Origin of the sequence: Alteromonas algae (genome assembly GCF_049117195.1) — a bacterium.
Classification (GTDB): domain Bacteria; phylum Pseudomonadota; class Gammaproteobacteria; order Enterobacterales; family Alteromonadaceae; genus Alteromonas.
Map to the genome: position 1 here is coordinate 284446 of NZ_CP185260.1, position 24030 is coordinate 308475.

At 44.4% G+C, this 24030-nt stretch carries 16 protein-coding genes and 1 tRNA gene; 8 read left to right on the forward strand and 9 right to left on the reverse strand.

All coding sequences use genetic code 11. The features are described 5' to 3' along the window. The first annotated feature begins 13 nt into the window (after positions 1 to 13). From ACOJRU_RS01280 to tldD, 3 genes are read left to right on the forward strand one after another with little or no spacing between them, the layout of a single operon-like run. Positions 14 to 3949 (forward strand): YhdP family protein, encoded by a 3936-nt coding sequence (locus ACOJRU_RS01280; protein WP_421133263.1) that lies wholly within the window; start codon positions 14 to 16, stop codon positions 3947 to 3949. Continuing rightward, positions 3942 to 4760 (forward strand): carbon-nitrogen hydrolase family protein, encoded by an 819-nt coding sequence (locus ACOJRU_RS01285; protein ID WP_421133264.1) that lies wholly within the window; start codon positions 3942 to 3944, stop codon positions 4758 to 4760. The genes ACOJRU_RS01280 and ACOJRU_RS01285 overlap by 8 nt, the downstream gene beginning before the upstream one ends. Beyond that, positions 4753 to 6195, forward strand: coding sequence for a metalloprotease TldD (gene tldD / locus ACOJRU_RS01290; RefSeq protein ID WP_421133265.1), 1443 nt, complete (start codon positions 4753 to 4755; stop codon positions 6193 to 6195). The genes ACOJRU_RS01285 and tldD overlap by 8 nt, the downstream gene beginning before the upstream one ends. 45 nt (positions 6196 to 6240) lie before the next feature. Here tldD and yjgA read toward each other — a convergent pair whose 3' ends face one another. Then, the gene (yjgA, locus tag ACOJRU_RS01295; protein WP_421133266.1) at positions 6241 to 6789 is read right to left on the reverse strand and encodes a ribosome biogenesis factor YjgA; all 549 of its coding nucleotides are present in this window, start codon (positions 6787 to 6789) and stop codon (positions 6241 to 6243) included. 72 nt (positions 6790 to 6861) lie between these two features. Between yjgA and pmbA the strand changes: the two genes are divergently transcribed. After that, on the forward strand, positions 6862 to 8193 hold the full coding sequence (gene pmbA, locus ACOJRU_RS01300) for a metalloprotease PmbA (protein ID WP_421133267.1): 1332 nt from the start codon (positions 6862 to 6864) through the stop codon (positions 8191 to 8193). 11 nt (positions 8194 to 8204) lie between these two features. On the opposite strand, the gene ACOJRU_RS01305 is transcribed toward pmbA, so the two are convergent. Further along, positions 8205 to 9041: a helix-turn-helix transcriptional regulator gene (locus ACOJRU_RS01305; RefSeq protein ID WP_421133268.1), complete on the reverse strand. Its 837-nt coding sequence runs from the start codon at positions 9039 to 9041 to the stop codon at positions 8205 to 8207. A gap of 108 nt (positions 9042 to 9149) precedes the next feature. Between ACOJRU_RS01305 and ACOJRU_RS01310 the strand changes: the two genes are divergently transcribed. Then, complete coding sequence (locus tag ACOJRU_RS01310; RefSeq protein WP_421133269.1) at positions 9150 to 12239, forward strand: beta-galactosidase; 3090 nt, start codon at positions 9150 to 9152, stop codon at positions 12237 to 12239. Positions 12240 to 12322: 83 nt separating this feature from the next. Here ACOJRU_RS01310 and arcA read toward each other — a convergent pair whose 3' ends face one another. The 6 genes from arcA to ACOJRU_RS01340 all read right to left on the reverse strand — a co-directional run bounded on the left by arcA (position 12323) and on the right by ACOJRU_RS01340 (position 19102). Further along, positions 12323 to 13030 carry a two-component system response regulator ArcA gene (gene arcA / locus ACOJRU_RS01315; protein ID WP_421133270.1) on the reverse strand — a complete coding sequence of 236 codons (708 nt, stop codon included), beginning with the start codon at positions 13028 to 13030 and terminating at the stop codon, positions 12323 to 12325. 157 nt (positions 13031 to 13187) lie between these two features. Further along, positions 13188 to 14843 (reverse strand): sensor histidine kinase, encoded by a 1656-nt coding sequence (locus ACOJRU_RS01320; protein ID WP_421133271.1) that lies wholly within the window; start codon positions 14841 to 14843, stop codon positions 13188 to 13190. 94 nt (positions 14844 to 14937) lie between these two features. Beyond that, positions 14938 to 16362, reverse strand: coding sequence for a glycogen synthase GlgA (gene glgA / locus ACOJRU_RS01325; RefSeq protein WP_421133272.1), 1425 nt, complete (start codon positions 16360 to 16362; stop codon positions 14938 to 14940). 138 nt (positions 16363 to 16500) lie between these two features. Next, positions 16501 to 17586 carry a methyltransferase gene (locus ACOJRU_RS01330; protein ID WP_421133273.1) on the reverse strand — a complete coding sequence of 362 codons (1086 nt, stop codon included), beginning with the start codon at positions 17584 to 17586 and terminating at the stop codon, positions 16501 to 16503. After that, entirely contained in the window at positions 17586 to 18305 is a 720-nt protein-coding gene (gene trmB, locus ACOJRU_RS01335) for a tRNA (guanosine(46)-N7)-methyltransferase TrmB (RefSeq protein WP_421133274.1), read from the reverse strand. The genes ACOJRU_RS01330 and trmB overlap by 1 nt, the downstream gene beginning before the upstream one ends. 92 nt (positions 18306 to 18397) lie before the next feature. Beyond that, positions 18398 to 19102 carry an alpha/beta fold hydrolase gene (locus ACOJRU_RS01340; RefSeq protein WP_421133275.1) on the reverse strand — a complete coding sequence of 235 codons (705 nt, stop codon included), beginning with the start codon at positions 19100 to 19102 and terminating at the stop codon, positions 18398 to 18400. 112 nt (positions 19103 to 19214) lie between these two features. Here ACOJRU_RS01340 and mutY point away from each other — a divergent pair, with 112 nt between their 5' ends. The 3 genes from mutY (at position 19215) to ACOJRU_RS01355 (ending at position 20977) form a co-directional block, all read left to right on the forward strand. After that, complete coding sequence (mutY, locus tag ACOJRU_RS01345; RefSeq protein ID WP_421133276.1) at positions 19215 to 20276, forward strand: A/G-specific adenine glycosylase; 1062 nt, start codon at positions 19215 to 19217, stop codon at positions 20274 to 20276. 36 nt (positions 20277 to 20312) lie between these two features. After that, the gene (locus ACOJRU_RS01350; protein ID WP_421133277.1) at positions 20313 to 20585 is read left to right on the forward strand and encodes an oxidative damage protection protein; all 273 of its coding nucleotides are present in this window, start codon (positions 20313 to 20315) and stop codon (positions 20583 to 20585) included. A 316-nt stretch (positions 20586 to 20901) separates the two neighbouring features. Beyond that, positions 20902 to 20977: transfer RNA gene (locus tag ACOJRU_RS01355), tRNA-Phe, on the forward strand. Between the two features lie 175 nt (positions 20978 to 21152). On the opposite strand, the gene ACOJRU_RS01360 is transcribed toward ACOJRU_RS01355, so the two are convergent. Beyond that, positions 21153 to 23843, reverse strand: a complete 2691-nt coding sequence (locus ACOJRU_RS01360) for a UvrD-helicase domain-containing protein (RefSeq protein ID WP_421133278.1) — start codon at positions 23841 to 23843, stop codon at positions 21153 to 21155. Positions 23844 to 24030: the final 187 nt, after the last annotated feature.

The window sequence follows — 24030 nt, forward strand, 5'->3', positions numbered from 1 at the left end:
AATAAGGCGAAGTGTGACAAAATTTACGTCTGTAACAGCCTTTCTGGTAAAGAAGGTGTGGCTGTTACTTGCAATCCTGCTTGTGTTATTCGCGCTATTACTTAGTGCTGCCCGCTATGCTTTGCCGCATATTGAGCATAACGAGCATTTGCTAGAAAATTACATTAACGAACGCTATGGCGTAAGTTTAGAAATAGACAGTGTGCATGCGGTATGGCAGCGCAGCGGTCCAAGCATTGTCTTAAATAACGTTTCTCTCGCACAGAACGAAGCGTCTCCTGTAGCCCTCGATATTCGACAAATCTATGTAGAAATTGATTTCTGGCAGTCTATTGGACAGCGCATGATTTCATCGAATCGCTTTGAACTGCGTGGGCCAGCCTTACATATCGATGCAACAAGACTTGAGAATGCCAGCGACAGCGACTTCCCCGTTGTCGATGCATTAGAGCGCCTCTTTTTAGAACAATTACAAAGCTTTTCTCTGGAAGAAGGCGAATTGACGGTAAAGCGTGCTGACGGTGAACAGTCTTTTGATATCGAACGATTGACGTGGAACAACCGCGGGCTTCGCCACCAAGGCGCCGGTTTTGCAAAAGTCACGGGATTGTCTGCAAATTCTGCCTCGTTTGTTATCGACATAACAGGTACAAAGGATGAATTTGACGGGGTTGTGTATGCAAAAGCAGATGACCTAGATATTTCTCCTTGGGTGAGTGATTTAATTGCTACAAAGCAGCCACTTTCTCAAAGCCGCGCAAACTTCGAGATATGGGCCACCATTAACGAAAGAGCTATTACTGGTATATCTGCGCAGGTCGAAGAAAGTCTATTGCAATGGGGCAGCGAAGCGTCGACCACTGTCACCGGTGTACGAGGCGGGCGTATCCAGCTGTTACCTCACAACAACGCATGGAATGTTCGCGTTGATGAATTGATTATCGACTCTAATAGTGAAACGCTCGTTACCGACTTAGTCGGTCGTATTTCTAGTGATGGCGACATGCTTATCAATACGGTGAAGCCGGTACAGATCAATCCATTCCTCATGCTACTGCCGCTTTTCCTCGATGATACGAGTGAGGACGAAATTAGGGGCTTAAACCCCGACGGAGTGCTGGCAACGGTTCAATTACAGCTACAAAATGGCTCTGCGCAATTTGCAGCAAAAGTATTGGACTTTTCTTGGGCGCAAAGTGACATCATTCCGGGCTTATCGTCTCTCGATGCCGAACTATACTGGTACAAAAACGGTGGTGCTGTTTTTCTTGAAAGTGTTAACAGCACACTGGCAGCAGACCGATTAATTAAACAAAACGTAGATGTTAACGCGTTCAAAGCCGATTTCTATGTTTACCGCGAGTCGAATATCCATAGCAGACCTGACAGCAATGAAGGTGATTGGGTGATTGCAGGGACTAACATGCTGCTCGATACTAGCCTCGTGACCATCACCCCCGAATTTAGATTAAATACACGAAGCGGTGACCTGTCGATATACAGCGATATTGCTCCATTGGGTTTAGCAAACGTTAGCCAGCTTTTTCCCTCTAAGGGCATGGGAAAGAATACCGATGCGTATCTTACCCGTGCATTTACCGGGAAAGGCGATATTACGAATGCCAGAATACTGTGGCATGGCAAGGGAAAAGACTTTCCATTTTCAGACAACTCGGGCGTGTTTCAAGCGTTTGTTGATATCAAAGACAGCGACTTCCTGTTTTCTAGGCAATGGCCAGCACTGAACAAGTTAGATCTCTCACTTCAATTTATTAATGACGGGTTGTTTATGAAAAGCCCTGGGGCATTACTTGCCGGTGTTGAAGTAAGTCGTTTGTCTGCCGACATTCCGCAATTGAGTAAGTCTTCGGTACTGACCATAAATGCGCATGGCAATACTGATGGTGATACGTTAACTAAGTTGATGCTAGGCTCATCCCTTGAGGCGTCGCTTGGGAAAGTATTAGACAAAGAAGTGCAGGTAAAAGGCGCCATTAGTGCCGACTTGATGTTATCAATACCGTTTGATGGAAAGCCTGTGCGCGCCACAGGAACGGCGACTCTCGACAAAAACCCTGTTTATATTACTAGCACAAAGATGCTGTTTGATAACGCGAGCGGTAACATTGCATTTGATAATGGCAATATTACCAGCAAGGAATTGTCAGCGCAGCTGCTCGCACAGCCTGTGACATTATCGTTTGAGGGTACACAGCAAGATAACTACGCGTTGTCTGTTGATATCAAAGGGCGATGGCATGTTCATCCGTTAGCAGATTATATTAATAATACGTTTAGCGAGTACATTGATGGCGAAACAGCGTGGTCTACCCACGTCGACTTAGTGTTTGGACAAGAAGCGTTCTCGTATACCGCGTTACTCACCGCAGACTTAGAAGCGACACAGAGTGTGTTACCTGCTCCTTTTGACACTGCATTGGGTACGACCCTACCCCTTAAAATAAATAGCGAAGGCAATCTTCAAGCCTCCACTGTATTTGCAACGTTAGGTGAAGACATTCAGTTCGAAGGCGTGCTTCCCCACAAAGAAATGCAGTTTTCGCGCGCGCATCTATCATTAGGAGATGCAGAACTGACGAACAGAGGTACAGGGTTTAGTATTGCTGCGCACCTTGAACAAGCAGATGTCACTCAATGGTTTAAAACGATTGATATGTTGCTTACCAAGAATGAAAAGCAGCCGGCGCTTAAATCTGACAGTAACGTTGCGACTAACAGCGCAATTTTTGATGTTCCATCACGTATTTTTGTGACAGCAGACACATTAACGCTAGCAACACATTCGTTAGACAACGTTGTGTTGACAGCAAAGCAGACTGACAACGATTGGCTACTGGATATTGATGCGCCACAAGCGCGCGGCGTGGTGCGCATAAACAGTGATTTGATGGCGCAAGGGATTGATATCAACGCAGACTATTTGTCGCTAGAAAAACCTGATGAAATAGCATTAGATGCTGCGGTTAGTATGTTACGTACAAGTGACGACATGCCCTATGAATTAGACCCTGAAACATTGCCGCCTATCTACTTCTATTGCCGGTCGTGCAGTGTACACGGTATCGATTTGGGGGAAGTGACGCTGGATGCCGCTAAAGCGAAAAATGGGATGCAAATTCGTCAACTGCAGGTACGCTCAAACGAGGCGAATATCAACGCAACCGGTAACTGGATGAATGCTAAAGGCAGCGTTCAGACAACGTTAGCTGGAACACTTGACTCGCCTGATGTTGGCCAGATGCTAAAACAGTACGGCATATCCTCAGGTATCAAAGATTCGAGTGCAGAAGTGGCATTTAATATTAACTGGGCGTCATCACCGATGGACTTTAAACTGGGCGGTTTAAATGGTGATGTTGAATGGTCGTTGTCAGATGGGTACTTAACTGAGCTTAGCGACAAAGGGTCGCGTATTTTTACATTGTTTAGTCTCAATTCTTTAGTACGAAAGCTAAGCTTGGACTTTAGAGACGTTTTCGCGAAAGGCTTCTTTTATGATGACATGAGCGGTACGCTTCAAATTACCGATGGACGAGCATTCACAGATGATACTGAAATAGACGGTGGTGCTGGAGAGATTGAGATTAACGGCTACACCGACCTTAATAATGGTGGGTTAAACTATAACGTGTCCTTTGCGCCCAATGTGACGGGAAACTTGCCCTTCCTCGTTTATTTCTTGGCGACGCCACCTACGGCACTTGCGGCATTGGCTATCGATCAAGTGCTTACGTCTGCGAAGGTAATATCAAACGTAAATTATCATGTGTCGGGCACAATATCCGAACCTTCATTTACCGAGGTGAAACGTGATAGTAAAGACATTAGTTTACCTGCAAGTAATTCCCCTTTGCCTAACAGCAATGAGGATATTCCTCTTACAGAGAATGACGTACAACGCGTAAACATGGAGGTTGTAGATGGTTAACGTAGTGGCACTGCAAATGACATCAACCCCAGATGTTGATGAAAACATTGCATGGGTAGAAGCGGCAATGGAATCAGGCAATATAGCGAAAGATAGCCTTGTCGTGCTGCCAGAATGTTTTGCCTGCTTTGGTACAAAAGAGGGTGTTTTGCTTAGCATTGCAGAGCCCAAAAATGCTGGGAAAATTCAACGCGCGCTGTCGGCATTGGCGAAGCAATATCACTGCTATATCGTGTCGGGAACCTTTCCGCTGGCCACGGACGACCCTAAAAAGTTTTCAGCAGCATGTTTATTATACGGTCCTAACGGTGATGAACTAGCTGATTATCGTAAAATTCATCTTTTTGATGTGTCAGTTGAAGATGCAACCGGCAGCTATAAAGAATCAGCATGCACACAACCTGGCAACGCTGTGGTTACCGTAGATACGCCAATTGGGACCATTGGCTTAGCGGTATGTTATGATGTGCGCTTCCCCGGCCTATTTACCGCCATGGGCGATATAGATATTTTAGTGTTACCGGCAGCGTTTACGCAAAAAACGGGCGAGGCCCATTGGCATACGTTGGTAGCGGCAAGAGCCATAGAAAAGCAATGTTTTGTTGTGGCAGCCAATCAAACAGGTTGCCATAAAAATGGTAGAGAAACCTACGGGCACAGTATTATAGTAGCGCCGTGGGGAAATATACTTGCAGAACAGCCCACTAAAGTCGGCGTACTTGCTGCAAACATAGATATTGCTCAACGGCAGAAATTGAAAGCTAATATGCCGGTAGCCGAACATAATCGATTCAGGAGTCACCTTGTCTAATTCTGTAGAACGCAATTTGTTATCCGACTCAGGATTGTCCTCATCATCGCTTGAAAAGGCGCTTGGCGTCATACATCGCCATGATACAGACTATGCCGACCTCTACTTCCAATCTAGTCAGCACGAAACATGGGTGTTGGAAGACGGTATCATTAAAGAGGGTAGCTATAACATCGAACGTGGTGTGGGCGTTAGGGCGATAAGCGGTGAAAAAACCGGTTTTGCTTATTCTGACGAAATAAGCGAAGAAGCCCTGACTAAAGCGTGTAAAGCAGCGCGTGGCATTGCACCTTCAGGTGGTACGCAACACGTATCAACGCTTGGGCATGGCAACTACGAACCGCGATACAGCGAGCAAAACCCGATCCTTGCTATGCAAGACGCTGAAAAAATCTCGTTGTTAAAAGAAGTCGACACTTACATTCGTCAACAAGAGCCTAATGCAAATCAAGTTGTGGTAAGTATTAGTGGTGTTTACGAAGAAATACTGGTCGCTGCAACCGATGGCACAATGGCAACGGATATTCGCCCGTTAGTACGCTTAAATTGCTCTGTGTTGCTAGAAAACGGCGAGCGAAGAGAGCGCGGTAGTGCCGGTGCTGGTGGGCGCTATGCGTACTCATTTTATACTAAAGACGATAACGGTAAGCCATACTACGAGCAACTTGCTGATGATGCGCTGCACATGGCAAGAGTCAATATGCAAGCGATAGCATCACCTGCAGGTGCGATGCCTGTTGTTTTAGGAAACGGTTGGCCTGGTGTACTGCTGCATGAAGCGGTAGGCCATGGTTTAGAGGGTGACTTCAACCGTAAAGGAGCATCTACCTTTAGCGGTCGTATGGGCCAGCAGGTCGCCGCGAAAGGGGTGACAGTGGTTGATGACGGTACCTTAAACGATCGTCGTGGTTCGCTGTCTGTTGACGACGAAGGCACGCCAACCCAGCGCAACGTACTGATAGAAGACGGTGTGTTACGAGGCTACATGCAAGATAAACATAACGCCAAGTTAATGGGTGTAGCGCCAACTGGAAACGGCAGACGAGAGTCGTATGCACATCTTCCTATGCCGCGTATGACCAATACCTATATGCTTGCCGGCGAATACGATCCAAGCGAAATTATTGCCTCTATCGATAAAGGCATTTATGCGCCTAATTTTGCAGGTGGGCAAGTTGATATAACGTCTGGAAAATTTGTATTCTCTAGCGCAGAGGCGTATTTAATTGAGAACGGAAAAATAACCGCACCCGTAAAAGGCGCTACCCTAATTGGGAATGGGCCTGAAGTCATGCAGAAAATATCCATGATTGGTAATGATGTAGCGTTAGATAAAGGCGTAGGCGTGTGTGGTAAAGACGGGCAAAGCGTACCAGTTGGTGTGGGGCAGCCCACGCTTAAAATTGATGAGCTCACCGTGGGTGGTACGGCATAACCTACAGATACAAAAGAAAAAGGTTGGCGCATTGCCAACCTTTTTTTATTCTTCGTGAATAGTATCTTTTAAATACTGAAACAACTCTCTAAACGCCTTTGGCGGCGCATTCTTTTCGCGTTCTTTCTTTATTTGACGGTTAAACTGTCGCAACTTTTGACGATCTAAATCTGGATGCGCTTCAATTAATCGTTGAATAGCATCATCGCCTTCCTCAATAACCGCCTCTCTGGCTTTTTCCAACGCATGAAACGCTGCATTGCTAGCCTGATGTTGGTGAGTTATTTTCGCTAAGGCTTCTTCAATGGCGGCATTATCGCGTTGACGTAGCAATTTACCGATAAACTGGATTTGTCTTCGGTACCCTTCTTTTTTCCTATTAACGCTACGCCCAATCTCAAGGGCTTCTTGAAGCTCTTCGTCCAACGGCATCGTGGCGAAATGTGCTGGTGTTAAACCAACCAATGTCTCGCCTAGTTTTTGCAGTGCCTTAGATTGGCGTTTCAATTCGCTTTTGCTGATAAGGTCTTCATCAACGGGGTCAGCACCTTTACCATGATGATGTTGTGGTGAATTAGGCTTACTATCGCTCATTTCTATCTCATAAGTGTTACACTCTAGCTAAATTGTAACTACCACAGTCGGATTAAGACAGCGAAACTTTTTATGCAAATTGAGCAACAGTTAGCAGAAATTCAGAATGTCGTTGATGATGTGCTGAAATTAGCCCTTTCAAAAGGTGCAACACAAGCCGAAGCAAGCATGTCAAAAGTGGAAGGTATCGCCGTATCTTCTCGCATGCAAGAGGTTGAAAATGTTGAGTTTACCAATGATGGTGGCTTAGGTATTAGCGTGTATGTCGGCAAGCGTAAAGGCAGTGCTTCTACTGCTGACTTAAGTCAAAAAGCGTTGACATTAGCGGTTGAAAAAGCCGTCGATATTGCACGCTATACGAGTGAAGATCCTTGTACCGGTTTGGCAGATGCTGAGCTTATCGCGACTGAATTTCCTGATTTAGCGCTTTTTCACCCTGAAGTACTCGATACTGAAAAAGCCATTCAGACCACGATTGCGACAGAAGCTGCCGCAATGTCATACGATAAAAGAATCACCAATTCTGACGGAGCATCGTATAACGCAAACTTAGGCATGCGTGTTTACGGAAATACCCATGGTATTAATGCTGGTTACCCTAGCAGCCGTTATAGCCTAAGCTGTATGGTAATAGGTGCGCAAGACGACGATATGCAACGTGATTATGCGTATACCGTCAACCGTCGCGCTGCATTACTTGATTCCGCGCAACGGGTAGGTGAAGACGCCGCTAAAGCAACGGTAGAGCGACTGGGCGCGCGTAAAATTAATACGGCTAATGTGCCGGTTATCTTGCATAAAGATATCGCCTCAAGCTTATTTGGGCACTATGTTGGCGCGATAAGCGGTGGAAGCCTCTATAGACGCTCATCGTTTTTATTAGACAGCTTAGATAAGCAAGTTTTCCCTGAATGGCTAAATATTGAAGAGCGCCCGCTGATTCAATCAGGGTTGGCGAGTTCAAGTTTTGATAATGAAGGTGTTGCGACGCAAGACATGACCATTGTCGAAGCGGGAAGGCTATCGACCTATTTGTATACAAGCTACTCTGCGAGAAAGCTAAACACAAAAACAAACGGCCATGCAGGTGGTATTCACAATTGGATTATCGGTGATACCGGCCATAGTGACGCTGACCTCCTTAAAGAAATGGGCACAGGGTTGCTAGTGACCGAGCTTATGGGGCAAGGCGTTAATATGGTCACCGGTGACTACTCTCGAGGCGCTGCGGGTTTTTGGGTAGAGAATGGTGTTATTCAATATCCTGTTCACGAAGTGACCATTGCTGGCAACTTACGAGACATGTTTAACGGTATAGTGGCAATTGGCGCGCAAAAAGACGCAAGGGGCAGCGTACAAACTGGCTCTGTGCTGATCAACCAAATGAAAATTGCAGGGAGCTAACCGAGTTTAGCTTAACCTTCTGCTTTATTTATCGTCTCGCGAAATGCGCGGGGCGATATACCCTCAGATTTCTTAAATCGTTTTGAAAATGTAAACACATTACTGTAGCCCACGTAGTTTGCGATGTAAGCAATGGGCCATTGTGTGCTGGTTAATAAGTTCTTAGCGCGCTGCATTCTCAGATGTATAACGTATTGCATTGGGCTACGCCCATATTCGGCTAAACACAATCTGTGTAGATGAGGCGGCGAATAATGCACTCTCTCACTAAGCGCATCCACTGACCATCCAAATTGTAACTGTTTTTCAACGTTAGAAAAAAGCGTAGAAAGTCGTGACACATGACTAGGAGGTTCAGGGGTCACAATATGGTGTAAATAGTGTTTAATAATGGGGATCATCGCTTGTCTATGTTGCGCATTCGTTTCTGAATAAAGTAATTCCATTGCATGATGTAACCCAGCAAGTTCAACGTCTTCCATACAGGTGGTCTCATTGCTCTTGAGGTGCGACCACATCGCTGAATTTGATAAGTTTAGCCAAATGATATCCCATTTCTCACTGTCTATTGTGACCTCGAAACTTTGATGTGCAGGTAAAATAATTAGCCCACCAGTAGGAAGGGTATACAGCCCAGATGGCGTATTGAATTTACCCTGTCCACTTAAGGAAAAAAATAACGTGTGATTGGGTGGGTTAACCCTTCCAACTACATAGTTACCTGCTAAGTTTGAACAACCCGCAAGCTCTATCTCTAGTGCTCTTATTTCCGGCGCGTTGCTGCTATCGATGAAACGCTCAATACATTGAGGGCCGATATTGACAATATCACGGAACGCAAATTTCATGGTGAATGATAGTTTTGGATAAATGAAAGAGAGAAACAAGCATAATCGATTGCGTCACTTTTAGCTATATTTCATAGCAATTGAAAGTCGCATAGAAAAGGCGTAAAAATGACAAGTGTCGCACAGGTAATCGCTCAGCAAGATTGGCAAAACCCCGTCGTGTTTCAGCGTAATCGCATAAATGGTCACAGCCCTTTACATGGTTTTTTGAACGAAACCGATGCGCTACTGCATCAAAACAGCCAACGAACGTTATTAAACGGTCAGTGGGAATTCAAGTTATTTGAAAGGCCTGAAGGGGTTTCTGATGCTGTTTTAAAAAGTACACTGTCAGATTCGGAAAAACAGCAATGGCGTATGATGCCAGTGCCCTCCAATTGGCAAATGGAAGGCGAAGACAAGCCCATCTATTGCAACGTTAAATATCCGTTTCCAGTGACGCCCCCGCATGTCCCTTCAGACAATCCAACTGCCTGCTATCGTAAAGCATTCAACGTTGATGCATCGTCGTTATCGAAAGCGAACCATATTGTATTTGAAGGGGTAAACAGTGCATTTCACCTGTGGTGTAATCAGCAATATGTGGGCTATTCACAAGACAGTAGATTACCAGCCGAGTTCGCCCTTTCTCCCTACCTGAAAGCAGGTGAGAACCTATTGACGGTGATGGTTATTCGTTGGAGTGATGGCAGCTATCTGGAAGATCAGGATATGTGGTGGCTAAGCGGGATCTTCCGTGATGTGTATCTTATCGAAAAGCCTAATGCACACATTCAAGATGTGTTTGCGACACCGTCATTAGATGCATGCTATCGCGACGGAACTATTGCGGTTCGTACTGCCATTAATGCGCCGTCCACCTATAAGGTTGGCATACAGTTGTTCGACGGCACTAGGTCGGTGACAGACCAAAATATAGCGCATACCAACAATCGCCGCATTGATGAAAAAGGCGGGTGGGACGATGTCATATTTCAGTCGTTACATGTTGAAGCACCTAAAAAGTGGACAGCAGAAACCCCTTACCTGTATCGCTTAGTGGTAACGCTATTTGATGAGAATGACGGTATTGTTGTTGCCGAAGCCTATAACATTGGCTTTCGCGTCGTAGAGATGCTAAATGGACAGCTATGCGTAAATGGCGCGCCGCTGCTTATACGCGGTGTAAATCGTCACGAACACCACGAAAGTAAAGGTCACGCGGTCTCTGAGGCAGATATGCTTGAAGATATAAAGCTCTTGAAGCAAAACAACTTCAACGCGGTGAGAACGGCACATTATCCCAATCACCCTCGTTGGTATGAGCTTTGCGATGAATACGGCTTATACGTTGTTGATGAAGCCAATATAGAAACTCACGGCATGTTTCCAATGGGCCGTTTGTCACGAGACCCCCTATGGTCGGGGGCTTATATGTCCCGTTTCACTCAAATGGTTGAGCGAGACAAAAATCACGCCTGTATCATTATTTGGTCGTTAGGTAATGAGTGCGGTCATGGCCCTACTCATGACGCTATGTATGGTTGGTCGAAGTCATTCGATCCATCACGCCCTGTTCAATACGAAGGTGGTGGCGCAAACACGACTGCCACCGATATTTTGGCGCCAATGTATGCACGCGTTGATAGCGACGTGGAAGATGAAGCCGTCCCTAAGTGGGCCATTAAAAAGTGGCTATCATTACCTGGCGAAAACCGACCGGTTATTCTTTGTGAATATGCCCATGCCATGGGCAATAGTCTTGGAAGCTTTGAAGATTATTGGAAAGCCTTTAAAACTTACCCACGCTTACAAGGCGGGTTCATTTGGGATTGGGTTGACCAAGGCTTGGTAAAACATACCGCTAGCGGAGAAGCTTATTGGGCTTATGGCGGCGATTTTGGTGACATTGATAATGATCGTCAGTTTTGTATTAACGGCTTATTGTTTCCAGACAGAACGCCACATCCCGCACTATATGAAGCCAAGTATTGTCAGCAGCATCTTCAGTTTTCGTTAACCGAGGAAGCCAATGCGTATGTGGTTAATGTTGCTAGCGATTTTCTATTTAGAACAACAGAGAATGAAACGCTACGTTGGCAAGTGCTTGAAGACGGAGTAGTTATTGCTAAAGGCGATACAGTGCTATGTGTAAAGCCGCAAACATCAACGAAAGTTAATATTACGCCTGACGTCACTTTTGTTGCGGGCAAGACCTATCATTTAAATATAGACGTTGCGCTTTCTGAGCACTGCGCGTGGGCAGAGGCAGGCCATATAACCGACACGGAACAGTTTAGTCTTGTTAACAAAGCGGGCCTTTTACCGGCAACGGTTGCCCAGTTTAACGACACTATCACACTGAATGGAAACGCACATACGATAGACGTGCTCACCGAGACCAGCACGTTTAATTTTGATAGGCATTCAGGTTTACTTACTCAATGGACAAAAAATAATGTTTCGTTACTGGCTGGCCCGCTTGAGGATAACTTTTTTAGGGCGCCATTAGATAATGATATCGGCGTGAGCGAGGTAGATAATCCAGACCCTAACGCATGGGAGTCTCGTTGGAGAAAAGCAGGTATCGACCGATGGGAGAGAGTGTGTAAAGGAGTAACGACAAGCAAAAGCGAGAGTGATGTTCGAATAACAATGTTTTTTGAATACCATTTTAACGATTGTATTCAAGCGGTAACGACGTGGATATACGCCATAGCAAACGATGGGGAATTACACATAGACGTAAACGTTACGCTAAACGACGCATTACCACCTCTACCAAGAATAGGATTAGGTATGGCACTGCCTAATAGTCAAGGTGCCTCGGTATCATGGCGTGGATTGGGGCCATTTGAAAACTACCCTGATCGAAAAGCAGCGGCTCGCTTTGGGGCCTACAAGACATCGGTAGCGTCGATGCATACGCCATATATTTTCCCCACTGACAACGGGCTACGTACGCACTGTGAGCACCTTGAACTGGGTAGCCTGAACGTATCGGGAGACTTTCACTTTGCTGTCAGCCAGTATTCACAACAACAGCTTGATGAGGCAAAGCATACGTGTGATTTGGTATCTCAAGAAAAGCTGTTTGTTTATATCGATCACGCGCACATGGGAGTAGGTGGCGATGATTCGTGGAGCCCTAGTACGCACAAAGCGTTCTTGCTTGAAGAAAAAAACTATTCGTACTCACTACGTTTTCATGCAGGTTAAGGCTATATACAACGTATAAAAAAGGCCTGCATATGCAGGCCTTTTTTGTATTATCTATTTTATCGAAGTCGTTGACGCTGTTATTAGCTGTCAACCGAACCGCAGAAGCGATAACCTTCACCATGAATAGTCACAATGAGCTCTTCTTCGGAAGGAACCGATTCGAAGTGTTTACGAATACGACGGATAGTAACGTCTACTGTTCTGTCATTCGGGCGCAACTCGCGGCCTGTCATTTCCATAATAAGCTGCTCACGGGTAAGAATTTTACCAGGGTTGCTTAGGAATAAATGAAGTGCCCTAAATTCGCTGCGAGGAAGGCGGAATTCTTTTCCTGTAGGAGAAATTAACGACCGGCTGTCGCCGTCTAATATCCAACCGTTAAAGTTAACACGGCTTGGTAAATCGTCGTCTTCATTCGCATTGGTTGTACGTGACAACAGGTTACGCGCACGAATGGTTAATTCTCTTGGATTAAATGGCTTGGTAAGGTAATCGTCAGCACCAATCTCAAGGCCAAGAATACGATCTACGTCGTTGTCTCGACCCGTTAAGAAGATTAACCCTACGTTTTTGCGGTCACGAACTTCACGTGCCAATATAAGGCCATTCTTACCTGGCAAGTTAATATCCATAATGACTAGGTTAATTGCGTGATTTTCAAAGAAGTCATGCATTTGGTCGCCATTCTCAGCTTCGAATACGTTGTATCCCTCTGCCTCAAATAAGCTTTTAAGTGTGGTACGTGTTACCACTTCGTCTTCTACAATTAACACATTTGGCGTCTGCATGGCGTTCTATACTCTTTATACAATCGGTTTAAGCAATCACTGATTTAATATTAATATTCATAAACTTATTTGCAAGTAACGACTGAATATTTTAACAGCTTACGTAATGGGGTTTAGTCAATACAAATCAAGTAACGTTCATTGGATAAACAAATTTTTAATCGGTTTTTGCATCGGATACAGGAAACACAATAACAAATTCAACGCCATCTCCCTCTTCACTGGTGATAGAGATTGAGCCGTTTAGCGCTTGTGTCACCAAGTTGTATACCAAGTGCATACCTAGTCCTGAACCGCCTTGTCCACGCTTGGTGGTAACAAAGGGGTCAAAAATACGCTTTCTTATGTCTTGAGGAATACCTTTTCCGTTATCCCGATAGACAAGCTTCAATTTGTTCGTGGTAACTAGTTCGGCACAAATATCAATTTGGCCTTCTTCGATGTCCTCAAACCCATGGATTACTGAGTTCATAATGAGGTTGATCAAAATTTGGTTTATTGGACCAGCCTTCGTCTCAACGCTTAGGGTAGGATCGCACTCAAGGTTGATTTTGTGTTTTAATTTTTTTAAACGGGGCTGTAAAGACAGTAGTATCTCATTAACTAGCTGTGCAAAGCAAAAAGTTCTGCTTGTTTCACTTGATTGATCGACAGCAACCTGCTTAAAACTTGAAATAAGCTCTGCCGCGCGATTCAAATTGCGATAAATAATGTTTAAATTTTCATTACTTTCATCCATAAAGCGCTGCATAGCACTGGCTTTCAGCGTTTTATTTTCAAAGTCTTTTTTGATGACGGCTAAACGATCTAGCATCATTGTTGATGCGGTAACCCCTAATCCAATAGGTGTATTAACTTCATGAGCAACACCTGCAACCATATCACCGAGTGACGCCATCTTTTCGTTTTGCACAATTTGACGCTGGAACTGGTGTAGTTTTTCAAGTGTCTGAATGAGTTCTTGGTTAGCGTCCTTCAACGCAATAGTGCGCTGACTCACCATTTCTTCGAGACTTGCATTAAGCTTTCGATGTTGGTCTTCAGCTTGTTTTTGCTTTTGCATGTACTCTTGCACACGTGACAGCATGATATTTACTGCGTCTGAAAGCGCGTCTACCTCTTTCAGGTTCGTCGGTTTTGCACGCGAGGCGTAGTCGCGTTGACGAGAGGTACGTTGTAAAAATGCCGTAAGGGTCTCAATAGGGGTATTAATAATACGCTGAAAGCGTAAAGCGGCATACAAGCTCATTATCAAAAGAATGGCCATAACGCCTAAATTAAGCAAAATGGCATCTCTTACTATCGAATTAAAGTTATCGGCTGAAACGCGTAAGTATATCCACCCTAAATGTAAGCCGGTTTCATCGTCATAGATACGATTAGATACTTCAATATAGCTGTTATCTTCTGCAAACGCGGGTCGGCTGTCTAGCGCCGTTAGTTGGCGTTCTTTACTGCCAATAAGCAGCTGCCCTTCTTTATTGTAAGAGGCAAAGCTTTCAACGGGAGACACATTTTGCGCTGAAGCTGGAATACGTTGATAAATGTGAACATTAAGCACTTGTGGTGCAGAGGTAAGGGCTATCAACCTATCTTCAATAAACCCTGGATCGTCTTTAATCAACGGCATACTTGCACTGCGGCCAATAAGATTGGAGAGCGTGATGATGGTGGATTCTATTTCATGGCGATACGTTTTGATTTGCGTATAGACAGACAAACCAGACGACACAACCAGTACAAATGTTGTGATTGTCATCACCGCCCATAGAAATAGGCTTTTAATGGAGAGCTTCGGTGCCCGATCTGTCATGTTATTTTTTTATTATCGTTAATTAATGCATTGTTATAGTGGCGCAAATTTGGTCAAAAGAAAAGCGCCACGTAGCTTATATGTTTGCGCTGCACTACGTAAACATGGCGCGGTATAGGGCAACATATTTTTTTGCGGCGTGCTGCCAAGTAAAACGTGTGCGCATACCACGTTGTTGCATTTCTCTGAATTTAGCGGGGTGTTCGTAGTAAAACAATAATGCACGCCTTATACAGCTTAGTAATGCCTCTGGCGTGGGCTCGTTGAAGCTAAACCCAGTTGCCTCTGAGGTATGGGTAATATCGAAGACGGTATCCTTTAGTCCGCCCACTGCTCGTACAATGGGTACGGTGCCATACGCTAAGCTATACATCTGGTTTAATCCGCAGGGCTCAAATTGTGAGGGCATCAAGAAAAAATCAGCGCCCGCTTCGACATGATGCGCGTGCTCGGTGCTAAAGCCGTTTATAAATGCAAATTGTGTGGGATGTTGTTGGGCAAACTCATCCAAATCCATGCATACATGAGGGTCGCCAGTACCCACAATGACAATTTGAAGATTGTGAGCCATGAGCTCATCAAGTATGGGTAGTATGTAACCGAATCCTTTTTGTTCCGTTAGCCTACACACCATACCTATCACCGGGATGCGTTCATCTTCGGGAAGACGTGCTGTTTTTTGCAAAGCTAGCTTACATACGTTTTTATTGTGCAACGTATCAACGTCGTAATTTGCAGGTAAATATTTATCCGTGGCAGGGTCCCACTGTTTATAGTCGCAGCCATTCAATATCCCCGACAAATCGGCCCCGCGTTTCACAAGTCGTTCATGCAGACCATGACTACCTAAGTCGGTCAACAACTCGCTCGCATAATTGGGACTAACCGTTGTAATTTTAGAGGCAAACTCAATACCCGTTTGTAGCATATTGATATAGCCACCGTGAACCTGTGTGAGAATACCAGGGTGATGACGCAAGAACGGAATGCTGTCTAGCGCATGTACACCTTGAAATGCCGCATTATGAATAGTGAAAACGGTTTTGGTGTGGGCAAAATGCCCTGATTGATCATGTGCCATCAAAAATGGCAGCATGGCGGTATGCCAGTCGTGACAATGAATAATATCTGCAGGCAGAGAGAGTGCGCTCAGCGTATGCAATACGGCACCGCAAAAGAAACTAAAGCGTTCACTATTATCACTAAACGCTTCATAGGTACTGGTATAAAGCCCGTCTCTGTCGAAGTATTCAGGGTAGTCGACTAAATAAAGATTTACGCCGTTAAATACCATGTGACGAATACAAAACGTGTACACTTTTGAATCGGTAAATAAGGTCTGTGCATCGGCGATTATTGGCGCATCGTGAGCACCGGCAATCGCGCGATAATAAGGCATCACAATAGAGATGTTTTCTCCCATATCGTGAAGCGCCAGCGGCAAGGCTTTACCTACATCTGCTAACCCACCGGTCTTTACTAGCTCTTCTACTTCTGAAATGGCAAATACAATGTCCACAGCGAAACCCTATAAAGATAATAATTACCGTAATACGCGACAGCGCAAATTAAATGCTAAAAGACAGGCTAGAAGGAACTAAGCCTGTCATTTCACTTATGTAGATATCTTACGTTAGCACACAGAAGTGGTGAGATGCTATTGTAAAGCAGCGTGATATACAGAAAATTGTGTTGTTTGTGCTGTAGTAAAAACGCGAGGAAAGTGCTCACCAAGTAACCCTGGATACGGCAGAAAACGATTTGCTACCATTTGCAGGTGCCCATTGTTGTTTAGCAATCTACGAGCATCTTCAATAAAGCGTTTTGTAATGGTGTAATCTGTTTTTATGCCAGTATGAAAGGGAGGGTTCGTGACTATGTAATTAACGCGCTCTTCGACACCGTGTAAACCATTCGCCGCGATAAGTTTGGCTTGCTGATGATTCGCCGCAAGTGTCATGGCACTGCAATAAACGGCCAACGCACTCACGTCGGTCAAAATCATCTTTACGTGTGGATTTTGCTGTAATAAAAAACTGGCAATTACCCCAGCCCCACAAGCAAAATCCATAACAGAGCCGCTTAATCCAGATTGTAACTTTTCGAGCAAAAGCGCGGTGCCTTTATCTAGCGCGCCGTGACTGAATACGCCTGGCATCGAACATACTGTCCACGTTTGTTCACCTAGCGTATAGTCGTCCGATTCAAACCACGCGTCGGCTTCAAATGGTAAATGCGCCTGTTCAACAATGGTTGTGATTATGCTGCAATGACGTGCTGAATCTATCTTCTGTGTCGCGCCATACTGCTGCATTAATTTAGCTGCACTCTTTATGCCGCCCTTGTTTTCACCAACAACATGAAGTCTTGCCCCTTTTTGCACTATGCCTGCAGCCATTCTCAACAGCATTTGAAAATGCGTTTTGGATTTAGGCAAGTAAATCATCACATCTGTATAATCGGCTTCGGTAGCGATAAATGGGGTAAAAGTATGGGTATGAAGACCTACTTTCTGCGTAATATTAAAGCCGTCTTTTGTGATGTCTCTGCTATCAAATTCGGCACATGGCATTACTCGAACACATTCACTAAATACATCGTAATATTGATGCATAATATCAATGTTCTTTTGCTTAAGTGAATCGAAGAAGTAAGCATCTGACGGGTTAATGAATAACCACTTGCCTTCATCAAAAAGCTGAATGTTACGTTCTAAAAGTTGGCTTTGAGGGGTAAGTATCATTATTCAGTGCGCTCGAAAATGAGATCCCAAACGCCATGTCCTAATTTCTGACCCCGCGTTTCAAATTTAGTAATTGGGCGGTAGTCAGGGCGTGGCACGTAATCGCCTTCTTCTGCGGTATTTGCGTAGCCGCGTGCGTTATTCATAACGTCGGCCATGTGCTGGGCATACGGTTCCCAATCGGTCGCCATGTGAAAGCAGCCACCAATGGCTAAACGAGAGCGAATAACCTCAACAAATTCAGGTTGAACAATACGGCGTTTATGGTGGCGCTTCTTATGCCACGGATCAGGAAAAAACAACTGTAAACGAGATAAGCTGCCTTCGGGGATCATATTTTTGAGTACCTCAACAGCATCGTGTTCCATTACTCGAAGGTTTTCAACGCCTTTTTCAGCGGCATCAGCTAAGCATGCACCCACACCAGGGCGATGCACTTCAATACCGATAAAGTTTTTATCTGGCGCTGCGGCTGCCATTTCTACTAGTGATTTACCCATGCCAAAGCCGATTTCGACGACGACAGGCGCATTGCGACTGAACACAGTTTCAAAAGACAGCAACGATGCTTGATAATCGATACCCTTCGTTGGCCAGTAGTCAGCAAGAGCTCGTTCTTGCGCTCTTGTAAGCCGCCCTTCGCGTTTCACGTAGCTTTTTACTTTACTAACATAAATGCCTGCGGCTTCAGCTTCCGCCTGACTTTTGAATTGCTTCATTTTGCAATAACCTTTTACACAATTTTTCTGCTGGCGCATTATCCACTTAGCAGCCTCTTATGCAATGCTATATTGAAAAAATAGCTGTTTTTTTAAGCGCCAACACACTTCTGTAGCAGTGTAGCAAGCTTTTCTGGTTGTTCCAGCGGCAGCATATGTGCAGTGTTTTCAAATTTATAAAGCGTCGATGAGGGCAATGCACGATGCATTTTTGCCAGCGCGCTATGAGGCGCAACGGCATCATCACCTGCCGCTATAATGTTTATTGGTACAGTAATCTTTGACAGCGCCTTTAACGTACTTTCTCTTGGTGTTGTAGATTTAGTATGCGCAAGCAGGGTGCTTTTGCCCAAGTCGGTAGCCATCTCTTTCACTACATCAGTAACGGTGGCATCGTTTAGCCTTGAAGGATGAACAAATCGTTCAATATAGGCCGGGTTGTCGGGAAGAAATTGCCCTTTTTCAAGTAAGTTAACGAGTTGCTTTCGTCTTGCCAGCTCGTCGTTAGATAAACCGCTTGCGTCATAACCAATTAGCGTGAGCGACGCGACGTGTTGGGGGTTTTTTATTGCCCATAATGCGGCAATGAAACCGCCCATAGAGTAACCGACAAGGTGCACTTTTTCGTCATCTAGCACTCTGTCACCGGTAAGTGACAGCATATCGTCTTTAGACGTGGCCCATTGCAGGGGCACATAGCGGCGTTGATTGAGTGACATTTTTTGCCACGTAGGTAACCAAATGCGCTCGTCGCATAACGTGCCAGGTAAAAATAAAACCGGTGCCGATTGCGTCACAATACGCTCCAAAACATAACAGATAATACCGTGCATGCTACCATATTGGCATGCACCCCAACTAACGGCTTTTATACTATTGCCGAGTTTTCACTTTAAAAGTTGTAGCTTCATGAAACAAAAACAAATTAATACATCGTTTGCTGAGCGCGTGCTGACGTGGTTCGATGAAAACGGCAGAAAACACCTACCATGGCAGCAAGACGTCACGCCATATAAAGTATGGGTGTCGGAAATTATGTTGCAGCAAACACAGGTCACAACGGTTATCCCTTATTTTGAACGTTTCATGCAGTCTTTTCCTGATGTGTGCACACTAGCAAACGCTCAGCAAGACGAAGTATTGCATCATTGGACCGGGCTTGGTTACTACGCGCGAGCACGCAATTTGCACAAGGCGGCAAAAATAATTGCTACGCAATACAATGGAGAGTTTCCCGAAAATATTGATGATGTTATTGCGTTACCCGGTATTGGGCGCTCTACCGCTGGTGCTGTGCTATCACTTTCAAAGAACCAACGTCACCCAATACTAGACGGCAACGTTAAACGGGTGCTGGCGCGTTACTACGCGATAGAGGGATGGCCTGGACAAAAGCCGGTAGAAAACGCGTTATGGGAAGTGGCCGAAAAGCTTACCCCTGAGTCTCGTTGTGCGAATTATACGCAAGTAATGATGGATTTAGGTGCAATGGTATGCACACGTTCAAAGCCTAAGTGTGACAATTGTCCATTGCAAGACGGTTGCATTGCTTATGCACAGGGTACGCAAACCGATTATCCGGGTAAGAAGCCGAAGAAAGTGTTGCCAGAGAAACAAACGTTATTAGTCGTTCCTCTGTTTCAACAACAAGCGTATCTGGAGCAGCGGCCACAGAGCGGCCTGTGGGGTGGGCTTTATGGATTTATCGAAGCAACAGATAGTGAGCATGCAAAAACTGAATTAGCAAAGCGAGGCATCGCAGTACGCGCTTTTGAGCAGCGTGAAACATTCAGGCATACCTTTAGTCATTTTCATTTAGATATTACCCCTATGCTTGCCATGGTAGACTCTATGTCAGACATGCGTGTGGCTGAGCGAGCCGGCCAATGGTTTTTTATTGACGATACGATAGAAGTTGGACTAGCCGCCCCCACTAAAAAAATTATTAAGCAGTTAACGCAAGATTGGTAACGCGCGAAAAGCAAAAGAGCAAAATAAGGATTCACAATGAGCAGACAAGTGCATTGCAAACGATTAGATAAAGAGGCGGAAGGCTTAGACTTTCAACTGTACCCTGGTGAATTAGGGAAACGAATTTTTGATAATATTTCTAAAGAAGCATGGGGTGAATGGCAAAAAAAGCAGACAATGCTGATCAACGAACATAAACTGAATATGATGGACCCTACTGCTCGTGCATTTTTAGAAGAAAAAATGTCAGCTTATTTATTTGATGGCGTAGAACCGACAATAGACGGGTATGTTCCGCCTGAAAAATAGCCAAAAAGGGCGTTTTTGCATAAACAATGTGCAAACGATCGCAAAAGCGAAAAAAAACCTACAAAAATGGTTGACTTGTTAGCACTAAATCCGTTTAATACGCACCCACAGCAGCACAGGCACTAACGCTTGTATCGCTACCCAGTTTTGCCTCGATAGCTCAGTTGGTAGAGCAGCGGATTGAAAAGTGCAAGCACTTCCAATCAGATTTACCAGAAAAGCTTTCAGAGCAATAGTTTTGAAGTTAGTAAGCACTTAGGTTTTGCTTGCAAAGTTTTGCAAAGAAAAATTAAAGCTTACATAGCACAGTTTATGTGCCTCGATAGCTCAGTTGGTAGAGCAGCGGATTGAAAATCCGCGTGTCCCTGGTTCGATCCCGGGTCGAGGCACCATCATTAAAGCCCTTGCAGAAATGCGGGGGCTTTTTTTGTTCTTACTGTTTGCTCATGGGTAAACGCAGTGGGTTCAAAATCCGCTTGTCGGTGGTTCGTCCCACCTCTGGGCACCATTCCTCTTGGTGTAATATAAAGTCTGAAGCTTCAACCCAGAATCTTTGCAAAATTAAATCTAGTCCATAGGTCTGATAATTTCGTTTTGACTGGCTATTACGTCAAGAATGTTATTATCTTCGTGATCATTACCATCTTTGTAATAGTGGGTGTTAGAAAGCGAGTTGATAAGCATTAAATTATCTTTGGGTCTTGTCACAGCTGTATAGATTAGTCGGTTAAACTCTTCTTTGGTATCCATCACTTTGCCACTGAAGCGAGGGTCAATCACAATACAGTTCTGACACTCTAGACCTTTAGCCTTATGCATTGTTATCACCTGCTCAGGCTCAAGAAGCCCTTTCAACTTTGTTCTAAGTGTTTTAACCATCGAATTTGTTCTGACAAGAACTAGCGTATCGGTATTGTGATGCATTTTGAGAAAAGCATTTATCGGCTTCAGTACCTTGTCTAACCTATCTACATGGCAGATGCTTGGTGGTGTACCATCAGAGTTAGCCTGGACACGCAAGCCACTGCTTTCAGTTCCCGTAAACTGACGAACAAAATTAGTCAGCATCAATAGTTGTTTCGATGCTCGATATTGTCGAGTGAGGTGGCGCACATTTGCATCTTTGTCTTTCGCAAACTTGGTTAGCAATTCCGGCTTGCTTCCTCTGAAACCATAGATAGACTGAGATATGTCTCCCACAAAAGAGAGCTCTATCCCAGATTCAAGTAGCTTGCCAAGCTGTTTGATTTGTGCGCGGTTGGTGTCTTGCATTTCATCAAGTAGCAGGTGTTTGTGCTTTCTGCCGAGCTTCTTGGCTGTGGTCTTGTCTTTTATCCTTCTTTCTAGCTCTCTAACGACATCCTCGAAATCCCAGAGACTATTCACCTTTTTATATTTCTCATAGTACTTAATGACCTCAAGGCATGCGTTAACCTTGCTTTTTCCCACCACCGGCACCGCACATTTTGATATTGATTTGCAGTCGTTTTTGGCAAGAGACAGAACATCGCTGACATCCGAGGCCGAAATAAAAGCATCGAGATCTTTAATTATCTTGTTTAGTGCTTCAATTCTGCCGCTTTCATCGTCAGTGTCAGCAATGTACCTGTAACCGTTATATTCCGGGAAAAGGCTCTTCAACTGTCTACCGCACCACGCAGTGAATGTAGAAACATTAGGTCTGACAGTAAAACCTGTCTTGAACCTTTGATTAAGCTCGTCAGCAGCCGCATTGGTGAACGATAAGCACGTTATTTCGTTGTCTTTTACTCCATTATCAGCAAGGTATTGAGCGCGTTCTGCGATGAGCCTAGTTTTACCTGTTCCCGCACCGCCATACACAACGGTAAGTGGAGCTGACGATTTAACAGCTCTTTTCCACGCTCTGTCTGGTTTGTCTGGTTTGTCTGGGTCAAATGTTCTTACTGGTCTCACATCGAAAGAGAACAGCTTGTTGGTTTCTGAACGTTGCCACCAGTATCGGTATTGCTCTAAGGTATTAGAGTCAGGTACTCGACTATTTTCAGAAAGCGTTATTGTCGCTAGGAAGTTATCGATTAGCTGAGCTTTTTCGTTTGAGTACCAGTCAGTATCCAGCGTAAATGACGGTAGCTTTTGCGCGATGTAGATTCGCCTCAGTGCGCGCCAAGCATTGAATTTTTCAGTTTCGTTGCCTTTCTCCCGACGACTTTTGTTTTTGAGTAGTCTTACTAGTTTAGGCTTTTCAAGCTTAGCTAAGAGTTTGGGATTGAAGAATGAGAGTCCTTCAAAATCAACATTAGCATCATGCAGATTAGACAGTTTTAATGGTTTTCCACCGAAGAAATGGCGGCGCTCAATCCTACTAGTGACAATACACTTTTTTAGTAGGTTACTGCTGCGTTTGCGAGTCCACCCATAACGCTCTGCATGCTTTTTGAGTTCCTTAAGCACTTTATCGTAAACAATATAATGATTCGCTTGCTTCCTATCGCCGATATAGGTTGTTTCTGCAAAAGAATCTCCATTAGGAAAGCATGCTCCAGCATTAATATTCTGGTTCTCAGCATGATCTACAAATAAAAATAACTGACTAACCCCAAGCATATTAAAACCGATATCCAGTCGCTGACACTCAGCCTGTTTTATGATTTGCTTGTATTGAGTGTTTCCAATGATTGAGCTCAAGTGTTGGAAGAATATCTGTAGTTCGAAGTCACTAAACCTGCTGGGAATAATATCTAACCGCAAAGCTTTCTGATGAGACTTGCTAGCTGTTCCGTCTGCTAAGTAAAGCTGAATGCGCTTGTAAGTATTATCGAATAGCGTCAATGAGAATCGGTGTGTGTATTTTACACCTATTTTTCCGTCATAGTATCGCTTCTTATGTACTTTCCCGACGTTAGGTTCTTCTTTAACTTTGAGTACCGCCGCTCGTGCTTTTGTCTTTGGATTACATATAGCGTCATCATCGAGAAGCTTTTTAACTACCGAATTTTTTGAGCAATCAGTAAAAATTGAAATATGGTCTATATCTAACGTGAGATATTGTTTTGGATTGCGTAGGTATCGTTCTAATAAGCGAGCCTGCTCCGCACACACTTGCTTGTCTTGAACAACACTGAGAAGCTTTTCAGCGTCAGAACCGTAAGAAAAACCACGTGCCTGTATCATTGATCGTATTGCTTTATTGTGTTTTTTGAAGCTAGCCGTATGCTTGTGAGCTGCAAATTTGTTACTCCAATGAATATCTTCAAAACTCAAATTTGCGTCAGACATGCTTAAATCTTACATCCTTTTATTCAAATACCGCTTATAACCACTATTACACTTAATAGCGTTATACATACGTTATAGCAATTTACGTCAAAATCGCGATTACACATGGACCCGTACATTGGGTTGATGGCGCTACACGTCAGTTGGATAGCAATGCCATCGAATACATGTTAATGGCGGAAAGTTG